The sequence below is a fragment of the Pseudonocardia lacus genome (assembly GCF_018531445.1).
GTDB lineage: Bacteria > Actinomycetota > Actinomycetes > Mycobacteriales > Pseudonocardiaceae > Pseudonocardia > Pseudonocardia lacus.
The window spans coordinates 1-10,521 of sequence record NZ_JAHDTH010000248.1 but is presented as its reverse complement, the minus strand read 5'-3'; the positions used below and the strand labels follow the sequence as shown (position 1 = coordinate 10,521).

Here is a 10,521-nt window from a genome sequence, read left to right as displayed (position 1 = left end):
GGGCCGCCGGGCTGCACCAGGCCGGCCAGCTCGACGGCGCGCTCGCCGCGGGCGTCGGTGTCGTGGCGCTGGCCGCCGTCGTGGTCGCCGGGCCCCGGCTGCTGCCGGCCGGGGCCCTGTGGGCCCGCCGCGGGCTGCCGGCGGTGATCGCGCTGCGCGGGTTGTGCGCGGCGGCGTTCTTCGGCGCCGAGGCGTTCCTGCCGCTGCTGCTGGCCCAGCAGCGCGGGTTGTCGCCCACGCTGGCCGGGCTCGTGCTCACCGGGGCCGCGCTCACCTGGACGTCCGGCTCGTGGCTGCAGGGCCGTGACCGGGCCCCGTCGCGGACGACGATGCTGCGGGTGGGCACGGCGGCGATCGCCGTCGGCGTGCTGCTGACGGGCTCGGCGCTGGTGCCCGCGGTGCCGCTGGCGGCGGCCGTGGCCGGGTGGCTGGTCGCCGGTGCGGGCATGGGCATGGTCTTCCCGACGCTGTCGGTGCTGACCCTGGAGCTGTCGGCGCCGACCGAGCAGGGCGCGAACAGCGCGGCGCTGCAGATCGCCGACGCGCTGTTCTGCGCCATGGTGCTGGCCGTGTCCGGCGCGGTGTTCGCCGCGCTCATCGCCTCCGGCCCGATCGCCTTCGCCGCGACCACGGCGATCGCCGCCGCGGTCGCGGTGCTGGGCGTGCTCGCCGCGGGTCGGGCCCGGGCCTGACGCTCAGCCGGCGGCCGGGTCGGGCACCTGGCGGGTGGGCTCGGCCGAGTCGACCGGGCGCACCTGGATGGCGATCACGGCGAGCAGGCTGATCAGGCACATCGTCGCCACGTAGAGCGCGATCGGGGTGGAGGACGCGAACGCGCCGAACAGCGCGGTCGCCACGATCGGCGTGACCGCGCCGCCGATCATGCCGCCCAGCTGGTAGGCGATGGAGATCCCGCTGTAGCGCAGCCGCACCTCGAACAGCTCGGTGAACAGCCCGCCCTGGGCGCCGGCCATGATCCCCTGCACCGCGGCCGCGACGATGAACGCGATCAGCGCCAGCACCCAGTCGCCGGTGTTGACCAGCGCGAACAGCGGCAGCGGCCAGATCACCGCGGTGATCGCGCCGATCACGTAGACGCGCTTGGCGCCGTAGCGGTCGGCGGCCATCGCCGCCACGACGATGGTGGCGACCCAGAACAGCGTGGAGACCAGGATCAGCGTCAGCAGCGTCGGGCGGGCGAACCCGACCACGGTGGTGCCGTAGTTCAGCATGTAGACGATCACCGTGTAGCCGACCGCGGGCGGCGCGATGGAGGCCAGGCTGGCCAGCAGGAGCAGCAGCGGGCGCGTGCGGAACAGCTCGGCGATCGGCACCTTGCTGACGGCCCGCTCGTGCTTGAGCCGCTCGAACTCCGGTGCGTCGGTGAGCCTGCTGCGCACCAGCAGCCCGACCACCACCAGCACGATGCTGATCAGGAACGGGATGCGCCAGCCGTAGGCCAGGAAGTCCTCCTCGGACAGCCCGGACACGGCCAGGAACGCCAGGTTCGACGTCAGCACGCCGATCGGCACGCCGAACTGCGCGAAGCTGCCGAAGACGGCCCGGCGCCGGGGTGAGGCGTGCTCGGTGGCGATCAGCACGGCGCCGCCCCACTCGCCGCCGACGCCGAAGCCCTGCAGCAGCCGCAGCGCCACCAGCAGGATCGGCGCGCCGATGCCGATCGCGGCGTAGGTGGGCAGCAGGCCGATGAGGAAGGTGGCGCCGCCGGTGAGCAGCAGCGTGAGCACCAGCATGGACTTGCGGCCGAGGCGGTCGCCGAAGTGCCCGATCACCGCGGCGCCCAGCGGCCGGGCGAGGAACCCGACCGCGAACGTGGCGAACGCGGCCAGGGTGCCCGCGGTGGGGTCGGCGCCGGGGTAGAACAGGCTGCCGAAGACGAGCGCCGCGGCGGTGCCGAAGATGTAGTAGTCGTACCACTCGATCGACGTGCCGATGAAGCTGGCGACGAAGATGCCCTTGGTGGAGGGCGCGGACGGGGTGGCGGACGGGCTGGTCACGGGCAGCACTCCTTCGACGCCGGAGGACACGACTGCCCGATCACTGAAGCACCGACGGGCGCCCGCGTCGCGAGCCGGCCGCCGCATTCGCACCTACGTCATCCGTCGCGCGCCGCGGTCGCGGTCAGCGCAGCGCGTGACGGGGGCTCAGCCCAGGGGCCGGGTCTCGGCGGTGATCGCCACCTCCAGCAACCGCGGGCCGGGCGTGGACGCCGTGCACCGCAGGGCCTCGACCAGCGCTTCGGCCGTGTCGACGCGCTGCGCCGGCATCCCGTAGCCGGCCGCGACGGCCACCGCGTCGAGACCGGGCAGGTCGAGGCCGGGGGCGCCGCCCACGCCCAGCTGGGCGAGGAAGCTGCGCAGCGCGCCGTACCCGCCGTTGCGCAGCACCAGGAAGGTGACCGGCAGGTCGAGCTGGACGGCCGTCCACAGCCCCGCCACCCCGTACTGCACGGCGCCGTCGCCGAGTACCGCGACGACCGGGCGCGCGCGGTCGGCCAGGGCCACGCCGACGGCGGCGGGCAGGCCGAAGCCCAGCCCGCCGGCGGCCGGGAAGAACAGGCTGCGCGGGCGGTCGACCCGCAGGTGCTGCCAGAACTGCACGGTGTTCGACGTGGACTCGTTGACGAACCGGGCGTGCGCCGGCACGGCCTCGGCCAGCAGCCCGAACACCGCGTCGGCGGCGAACGGGGCGGCACCGGACGCGGCCGCCGGCTCGGGGCGGGCCGGGGCCGGGCGCGCCGGGCGCGCGGTCGTCGGGAGGGCGTCGAGCAGCTGGGCGGCGATCTCCGCGACGTCGCCGACGACCGCGTCGCCGAAGGCCGCCCTGGCCGCGACCGCGGGGTCGGAGGTCACCGCGACGAGCTCGGTGCCGGCCGGCAGCCACGGGCCCGGGCGGTAGGCGTGGTAGCGGAAGACGGGCGCGCCGAGCACGAGCACCAGGTCGTGGCCGTGCAGGTGCTCGGCCACGCCGGCGATGCTCGGCGGCAGCACACCCTGCCAGAGCGGGTGGCGGGTCGGGAACGGGCAGCGCGGCGGGGTCGGCGCCGTCCACACCGCCGCCTGCAGCCGCTCGGCCAGCGCCACGACCCGCTCGAACGCGGGGACGGCGTCGACCTCGGGCCCGACGACCAGCGCGGGCGACCGCGCCGCCGACAGCCGCGCGGACAGCTCGGCGACCAGCTCGCCCGACGCGGCGCCCGCCCACCGCACCCGCCGCCCCGGCAGCGCCGCGACCTCGTCGGGGTCGACCTCGGCGGCCCAGTCGTCCAGCGGCAGCGACACGAACACCGGCCCGGCCGGCGGCAGCGCGGCCCGGTGCACGGCCTCGGACAGGGCGCGCGGCACGTCCTGCGCCCTGGCCGGTTCGTAGGACCACTTCACCTGCGGCTCGGGCACCCGGACCATGTCCGGCTCGGCCAGCACCGACCCGAGCCCCACCATCGCCCGCGCCTGCTGGCCCGCGGTGATCACCAGCGGGGTGCCGCTGGCCCGGCTGTTGGCCAGCACGCCCAGCGCGTTGCCCAGCCCGGCCGCGGAGTGCAGGTTGACCAGCGCGGGGCGCCCGGCGGCCTGCGCGTAGCCGTCGGCCATCGCCAGCACCGCGCCCTCGTGCAGGCCGAGCACGTAGCGGAAGTCGTCGGGGAAGCCGTCCAGGAAGGGCAGCTCGTTGGAGCCGGGGTTGCCGAAGACGGTGGTGAGCCCCCGGTCGCGCAGCAGCTGGTAGGTGGTCTCGCGGACGGTGGGCACGGCTCCTCCACGGCGTCGGGGACGGCGGACTACCCCAGCGTGCCCACCGGGTCGGGCGCGGGAAACCGCCCCGGAGCGCTGGTTTCCGCGGCCGCGCCCTGGTAGGTGGCGGCGAGTGCGGCGACCGCCTGGACCATCCGGGCCCGCAGGTCGGGCGGGCCCAGCACCTCGACCCCCGCCCCGAGGCGAAGCAGCTGCCCTACCGCCGGGTCGGGCGCCTCGACCGGGATCTCCACCCGCACCCAGCCGTCGGGCTGCGGGACGGCGGTGCGCTGCGCGGCCGCGAGTACGGTCGGCTCGACCAGGTCGGGCAGCGCGGCCAGGATCGCCGGGCTCACCCGCAGCACCGCCCGGCCGCTGAGCCGGCGGCGGTCGAAGTCGGCGCGGTAGTCCTCCCAGTGCGCGACCAGGTCGAACGACTCGTCGCGGTCGAACGGCTCGGACCCGGCGACGGCGTCGAGGATCCGGGCGACGCGGTAGGTGCGGTACCGCCCCCGGTCGGCGGCCACCAGGTACCAGTGGCCGGCCTTGAGCACCAGGCCGTAGGGCTCGACCACGCGCTCCACCCGGTGCGGCTCGGCCCAGCGCTCGTAGCGCAGCCGGACGGGCAACTGGTTCCACACCGCGTCGGCCACCGCGCCCAGGTGCGGGGCGGCCTCGGCGTCGCGGTACCAGGACGGGGCGTCGAGGTGGAAGCGCGCGGCCGTGCGGGCGGCCCGCCCGCGCAGCGGCTCGGGCAGCGCGGCCATCAGCTTGAGCCGGGCCGCCCCGGCCGCCGGCCCGAAGCCCAGGTCGCGCGCGGCCTCGGGCAGCCCGGTCAGGAACAGCGACTCGGCCTCGCCCGCGGTCAGCCCGGTGAGCTTGGTGCGGTAGCCGCCGAGCAGCTGGTAGCCGCCGTCGTGCCCGGCCCCGGCGTACACCGGCACGCCGGCGGCCGACAGGGCCTCCATGTCGCGGTAGACCGTGCGCACCGAGACCTCCAGCGCCTCGCTGAGCTGGCGGGCGGTGAGCTTCCCGCGGGTCTGCAGCAGCAGGACGATCTCCACCAACCGGCTCGCGCGCACTCCGACAGGCTCGCAGAGACCCCCGACAATCCGCTGACAACCGGTGTCAGTGGAGCGCTCCTAACGTCGGCCGCACCGACCCGACAGGAGCACGACATGACCGACATCCAGGCGTTCGCCGACCGCTACGTCGCCATCTGGAACGAGGCCGACCCGGCCACCCGCCGGGCCGCCGTCGACGAGCTGTGGGCCCCCGACGCCACCGAGTACACCGACACCCGCGAGCACCGCGGGCACGCCGCGCTGCGGGAGCGGGTGCGCTCGTCCCACGACGAGCTGGTGGCCGACAAGGGCTACCGCTTCCACCGCGACGGCCCCGCCCACGGCCACCACGGCACCGTCGCCTTCCGCGCCGTCATGCGGCCGGCCGCCGGCGGTGACGTGGAGTGGAGCGCACTCATCGTGGCCCGCCTGGACGACGAGGGCCGCATCCGCGAAGACCACCAGTTCGCCCTAGCCCCGTAACCCTCCCCGTCAGAGGGTGCCCTTGGTGGAGGCGATGCCGGTGATGCGGGGGTCGTACTCGACCGCCGCGCGCAGCGCCCGGGCGATCGCCTTGAACTGGGCCTCGGTGATGTGGTGCGGGTCGCGGCCGTGGCGCACCAGCACGTGCAGGTTGATCTGGGCGTGGAAGGCCAGCGACTCGAAGACGTGCCGGTTGAGCACCGTCGGGTAGTGGCCGCCCACCACGAACGACTGCATGACGTCGGGCTCGCCCGCGTGCACCGTGTACGGCCGCCCCGACACGTCGACGACGGCCTCGGCCAGCGTCTCGTCCATCGGGATGAGCGCGTCGCCGAAGCGGCGGATGCCCTTCTTCTCGCCGAGGGCCTGGCGCAGCGCCTGGCCCAGCACGATGGCCACGTCCTCCACGGTGTGGTGCACGTCGATCTGGACGTCGCCGGAGGCCTCCACCGTAAGGTCGAAGGCGGCGTGCTTGCCCAGGGCGTCGAGCATGTGGTCGTAGAAGGGGACGCCGGTGGTGATCTCGGTCTGACCGGTGCCGTCCAGGTCGACCTCGACCAGGACCTTCGACTCCTTGGTGATCCGCTCGACGCGGCCGATCCTGGTCATGCACACTCCTCCTGCGCCAGGACGTCCACTGCGACCTGCAGGAACGCGTCGTTCTCCTCGGGGGTGCCGATCGTGACGCGGAGGTGCTCGGCGATGCCGACGTCGCGCACCAGCACTCCCCCGTCCAGGAACGCCCGCCACGCCCGGGCGGCGTCGGCGAAGCGTCCGAACAGCACGAAGTTCGCGTCGCTGGGAACCACGTCGTAGCCGGCCGCGGCCAGTTCGGACACCACCCTGTCGCGTTCGCCCCGCAGCAGCGTTACCGACGCGAGGGTGGCGTCGGCGTGGCGCAGCGCGGCGCGGGCGGCGGCCTGGGTGAGCGCGGACAGGTGGTAGGGCAGCCGGACCAGCTGCAGGGCGTCGACCACGGCGGGCGCCGCGGCGAGGTAGCCGAGCCGGCCGCCGGCGAAGGCGAACGCCTTGCTCATCGTCCGGCTCACGATCAGCTTGTGGCCGTGGCCGGCCAGCAGGGTGACCGCGCTGGGCCGCTCGGAGAACTCGACGTAGGCCTCGTCGACGACCACGACGCCGGGCGCCGCGTCGACCAGCTCGGCCAGCTCGGTCGGCTCCAGCGACTGCCCGGTGGGGTTGTTCGGGCTGGTCAGGAACGTGATGTCGGGGGCGTGCTCGGCGAGCACCGCAGCCGCGGCGTGCACGTCGACGGAGAAGTCGGACCGCCGCGGGGCGGGCAGCCACTCGGTCCGCGTGCCGGCGGCGATGATCGGGTGCATCGAGTAGGACGGCTCGAAGCCCACCGCCACCCGGCCCGGGCCGCCGAAGGCCTGCAGGATCTGCTGCAGGACCTCGTTGGACCCGTTCGCCGCCCACAGGTTGGCGCAGGTGAGCGGGACGCCGGTGACGTCGCTGAGGTAGGCGGCCAGGTCGGTGCGCAGGCCGACGGCGTTGCGGTCGGGGTAGCGGTGCAGCCCGGCCGCGGCGACGCGCGTCGCTTCGACGATGTCGGCCACCAGCTCCGGCGGCGGCGGGTACGGGTTCTCGTTGGTGTTGAGCCGGACCGGGACGTCGAGCTGCGGGGCGCCGTAGGGCGACGTGCCGCGCAGATCGTCGCGCAGGGGCAGCTGGTCGAGCGTGACCTGCCCGCCGACCGTCTCCTCCACCGCGGTCATCGGGCGAACCTCGCGGTGACGGCCTGGCCGTGGGCGGGCAGGTCCTCGGCGGTGGCCAGGGTGACCACGGAGCCGGCCGCCTCGGACAGCGCCTGCTCGGTGTACTCGACCAGGTGGATGCCGCGCAGGAAGGTCTGCACGGACAGCCCGCCGGAATGGCGGGCGCAGCCGCCCGTGGGCAGCACGTGGTTGGAGCCCGCGCAGTAGTCGCCGAGCGAGACCGGCGACCACGGCCCGACGAAGATCGCGCCGGCGTTGCGCACCCGCAGCGCCACCCCCCTCGCATCCGCGGTCTGGATCTCCAGGTGCTCGGCGGCGTAGGCGTCGACCACGGCGAGGCCGTCGTCGAGGTCGGCGACCAGCACCGTCGCGGACTGCGGCCCGGACAGCGCGGTGGTGATCCGCTCGGTGTGCTTGGTGGCCGCGACCTGGCCGGCGAGCTCGGCGTCGACGGCGTCGGCGAGCTCGGGCGACGTGGTGACCAGCACGGAGGCCGCGTTGGGGTCGTGCTCGGCCTGGCTGATCAGGTCGGCGGCGACGTGCACCGGGTCGGCGGTGGCGTCGGCGAGCACGGCGATCTCGGTGGTCCCGGCCTCGGCGTCGATCCCGACGAGCCCGCGGACCAGGCGCTTGGCCGCGGTGACGTAGATGTTGCCCGGCCCGGTGACCATGTCGACCGGCTCCAGCTCGGCACCGTCGGTGTCGACGCCGCCGTGCGCGAACAGCGCGACGGCCTGCGCCCCGCCGACCGCCCACACCTCGTCGACGCCCAGCAGCGCGGCCGCGGCCAGCACCGTGGGGTGCGGCAGCCCGCCGTGCTCGGCCTGCGGCGGCGAGGCCAGCACCAGCGACTCGACCCCGGCCTCCTGGGCCGGGACCACGTTCATGACCACGCTGGACGGGTAGACGGCCAGGCCGCCGGGCGCGTAGAGCCCCACCCGGCGCACCGGGACGAAACGCTCCGTGACGACCCCGCCGGGCACGACCTGGGTGACGACGTCGGTGCGGCGCTGGTCGGCGTGGACCGCACGGGCCCGTGCGACCGACACCCCCAGCGCCTCCCGCACGGCCGGGTCGAGGGCGGCCAGCGACGCCTGCAGCGCCTGCCGCGGAACCCGCACGGCCGCGGGACGGACGCGGTCGAACTTCTCGGTGTAGTCGAGGGCCGCCGCGGCCCCCCGCTCGCGCACCGCGTCGACGACGGGTCTGACCTGCTCCACCGCCGCGTCGACGTCCACTTCGGCCCGCGGGAGCAGGCCGCGGAGCCGGGCGGTACCGGGGAGCGGGTCGGGACGCAGGTCGAGTCGGCGGAGCACCGACCCAGGGTACGACCGGCCGCAGGCGCACCACGCCCGGCCGACCGAGGTTTTGCACACCTGATCCACGACGCGGCCCCGAGGATCACCCACAAGGTCCATTCGACGACCTCAGGCGATTACCGGGAGTGGCGGAATCGTGACAGAACCCTCGGCACCTAGCCGAGCAGATCCAACCCCAGGTCCAGCGCCGCCACCGAGTGGGTCAGCCCACCGACGGAGATGTAGTCCACGCCCGTCTCCGCGTAGGCCCTCGCGTCCGGCAGCGTCAGCCCGCCCGAGGACTCCAGCAGCGTCGGGGCGTCGCCCCGGCGCCGGACGGCCTCCCGCGTCGCGGTGACGTCGAAGTTGTCCAGCAGGACGAGTTCGGCGCGCAGCGCGAGCACCTCGTCGAGCTGCTCCAGGGTGTCGACCTCGACCTCGCACGGCAGGTCGGGGGCGTGGGCGCGCACCGCGGCCAGCGCGGCGCCGACCGAGCCCGCCGCGGCGACGTGGTTGTCCTTGATCAGCACGGCGTCGCCGAGCCCGAGGCGGTGGTTCTCCCCGCCGCCGCAGCGCACCGCGTACTTCTCCAGCAGCCGCAGGCCCGGCAGCGTCTTGCGGGTGTCGCGGATGCGGGCGCCGGTGCCGGCCACGGCGTCGACCCAGGTGGCGGTGGCGCTGGCCACGCCGCAGAGGTGGCACAGCAGGTTCAGGGCGGTGCGCTCGGCGGTCAGCAGGCCCCGCACGGGAGCCCGCACGGTCAGCGCGGCGTCGCCCGGGGCGAGGCGGTCGCCGTCGGCCATCGCGTCGAGCACCTGGTAGCCGTCGGCGCCGAGGACCCGGTCGAGCACCGCCCGCACCGCCGGCACCCCGGCCAGCACGCCCGGGCGGCGGGCCGCGAACACGGCCGTGGCCTCGGCGTCCGCGGGGACGGTGGCGGCGGTCGTGGCGTCCGGGCCGTAGCGCAGGTCCTCGGTCAGCGCGGTCTCCACGACGCGCCGCAGGTCGTCCAGGTCGGGTCCGATGAGCGTGCCGGTCATGCCGCGCTCCCCTTCGTCATGGCCAGTGCGGGCAGCACGACCGCGCGTCCCAGCGCGTCCAGGCCGATGGCCAGGCTCTCGCGCTGCCAGGTGTCGTCGCGGTCGGGGAAGTCGGTGCGCCGGTGGCAGCCGCGGCTCTCGGTGCGGCTGCCGGCGGCGGCGAGCACCGCCTGCCCGAGCAGGGTCAGTGCGGCGTCCTCCACCCCGGCCCGGTCGCACGGGACGGCGAGCGCGGTGACCGCCTCGACCGCGTCGGAGGCCGCGGCCAGCCCGGAGGCCGAACGGCCGATGCCGGCGGCGGCGGACATCGCCCGCTGCACGACGGCGCGCGGCGCGATCGGCACCGCGGGCGGCGGCTCCACGGCCGCGCCCGACGGGCTGCGGGCGCCGCGGTCGGCCAGCACCGCCGCGGCCGCCCGCTCCCCCATCACCAGGCCCTCCAACAGGCTGTTGGAGGCCAGCCGGTTGGCGCCGTGCAGCCCGGTGCGGGCCACCTCGCCCGCCGCGTAGAGCCCGCGGACGCCGGTGCGGCCGTGCAGGTCGGTGACCACGCCGCCGCACGAGTAGTGCGCGGCCGGCGTCACCGGGATCGGCTCGGTGGTCGGGTCGATCCCGGCCTCCCGGCAGGCCGCGTAGACGGTCGGGAACCGGGTCGGCAGACCGGGCAGCGCCGTGGCGTCCAGGTGCACGCAGTCGGCGCCGGTCTCGGCCAGCGTGCGGGTGATCGCCGCGGACACGACGTCGCGCGGGGCGAGATCGGCCAGCGGGTGCACCCCGGCCATGAACCGGTGCCCGGCGCGGTCGAGCAGCACCGCGCCCTCGCCGCGCACCGCCTCGGTGACCAGCGGCCGGCGCCCCACGGTCGGGCCGGTGTAGAGCACGGTCGGGTGGAACTGGACGAACTCCAGGTCGGCCGCGCTCGCCCCGGCCCGCAGCGCGAGCGCCACGCCGTCGCCGGTCGCGGTCGCCGGGTTGGTCGTCGAGGCGTAGAGCTGGCCGTAGCCGCCGGTGGCCAGCAGCACCGCCGGGGCGCGCAGCACGCCGGGGCGGCCCTCGTCGTCGAGCACGGCGAGGCCGACGACCGCGCCCCGGGCGTCGCGCAGGGCGTCGACGGCGACGTGCCCGGTGAGCAGCGGGAGGCGGCGGTCGGT

10 protein-coding genes are annotated in these 10,521 nt (G+C 75.7%); 2 read left to right on the top strand and 8 right to left on the bottom strand.

Annotation, left to right across the window (positions count from 1 at the left end; genetic code table 11):
• The coding region (locus KIK08_RS34055; protein ID WP_328516858.1) for an MFS transporter at positions 1 to 692 on the top strand (692 nt) is incomplete at its 5' end.
• 3 nt (positions 693 to 695) lie between these two features.
• On the opposite strand, the gene KIK08_RS34050 is transcribed toward KIK08_RS34055, so the two are convergent.
• The 3 genes from KIK08_RS34050 to KIK08_RS34040 all read right to left on the bottom strand — a co-directional run bounded on the left by KIK08_RS34050 (position 696) and on the right by KIK08_RS34040 (position 4,831).
• Complete coding sequence (locus KIK08_RS34050; RefSeq protein ID WP_308258063.1) at positions 696 to 2,018, bottom strand: MFS transporter; 1,323 nt, start codon at positions 2,016 to 2,018, stop codon at positions 696 to 698.
• Positions 2,019 to 2,165: 147 nt separating this feature from the next.
• Complete coding sequence (gene mdlC / locus KIK08_RS34045; protein WP_214407431.1) at positions 2,166 to 3,767, bottom strand: benzoylformate decarboxylase; 1,602 nt, start codon at positions 3,765 to 3,767, stop codon at positions 2,166 to 2,168.
• A gap of 29 nt (positions 3,768 to 3,796) precedes the next feature.
• Positions 3,797 to 4,831, bottom strand: a complete 1,035-nt coding sequence (locus tag KIK08_RS34040; RefSeq protein ID WP_214407430.1) for a helix-turn-helix transcriptional regulator — start codon at positions 4,829 to 4,831, stop codon at positions 3,797 to 3,799.
• Between the two features lie 96 nt (positions 4,832 to 4,927).
• Here KIK08_RS34040 and KIK08_RS34035 point away from each other — a divergent pair, with 96 nt between their 5' ends.
• The gene (locus tag KIK08_RS34035; RefSeq protein ID WP_214407429.1) at positions 4,928 to 5,296 is read left to right on the top strand and encodes a nuclear transport factor 2 family protein; all 369 of its coding nucleotides are present in this window, start codon (positions 4,928 to 4,930) and stop codon (positions 5,294 to 5,296) included.
• 9 nt (positions 5,297 to 5,305) lie between these two features.
• Here the strand turns inward: KIK08_RS34035 and hisB are convergent, their stop codons facing one another.
• From hisB to KIK08_RS34010, 5 genes are all read right to left on the bottom strand, one after another.
• The gene (hisB, locus tag KIK08_RS34030; RefSeq protein ID WP_214407428.1) at positions 5,306 to 5,905 is read right to left on the bottom strand and encodes an imidazoleglycerol-phosphate dehydratase HisB; all 600 of its coding nucleotides are present in this window, start codon (positions 5,903 to 5,905) and stop codon (positions 5,306 to 5,308) included.
• On the bottom strand, positions 5,902 to 7,032 hold the full coding sequence (locus tag KIK08_RS34025; protein ID WP_214407427.1) for a histidinol-phosphate transaminase: 1,131 nt from the start codon (positions 7,030 to 7,032) through the stop codon (positions 5,902 to 5,904). Before KIK08_RS34025 ends, hisB begins: the two co-directional genes overlap by 4 nt.
• Positions 7,029 to 8,348 carry a histidinol dehydrogenase gene (gene hisD / locus KIK08_RS34020; RefSeq protein WP_214407426.1) on the bottom strand — a complete coding sequence of 440 codons (1,320 nt, stop codon included), beginning with the start codon at positions 8,346 to 8,348 and terminating at the stop codon, positions 7,029 to 7,031. Before hisD ends, KIK08_RS34025 begins: the two co-directional genes overlap by 4 nt.
• A gap of 158 nt (positions 8,349 to 8,506) precedes the next feature.
• Entirely contained in the window at positions 8,507 to 9,370 is an 864-nt protein-coding gene (nadC, locus tag KIK08_RS34015) for a carboxylating nicotinate-nucleotide diphosphorylase (protein WP_214407425.1), read from the bottom strand.
• Positions 9,367 to 10,521, bottom strand: a 1,155-nt coding sequence (locus KIK08_RS34010; RefSeq protein WP_214407424.1) for an L-aspartate oxidase, incomplete at its 5' end; no start/stop codon positions are given. The genes nadC and KIK08_RS34010, both read right to left, overlap by 4 nt.

Excerpts from the sequence above, each read along its gene's own strand:
- nadC (WP_214407425.1), bottom strand. The coding sequence starts at position 9,370 with ATGACCGGCACGCTCATCGGACCCGACCTGGACGACCTGCGGCGCGTC.
- hisB (WP_214407428.1), bottom strand. The coding sequence starts at position 5,905 with ATGACCAGGATCGGCCGCGTCGAGCGGATCACCAAGGAGTCGAAGGTC.
- KIK08_RS34025 (WP_214407427.1), bottom strand. The coding sequence starts at position 7,032 with ATGACCGCGGTGGAGGAGACGGTCGGCGGGCAGGTCACGCTCGACCAG.
- KIK08_RS34035 (WP_214407429.1), top strand. The coding sequence starts at position 4,928 with ATGACCGACATCCAGGCGTTCGCCGACCGCTACGTCGCCATCTGGAAC.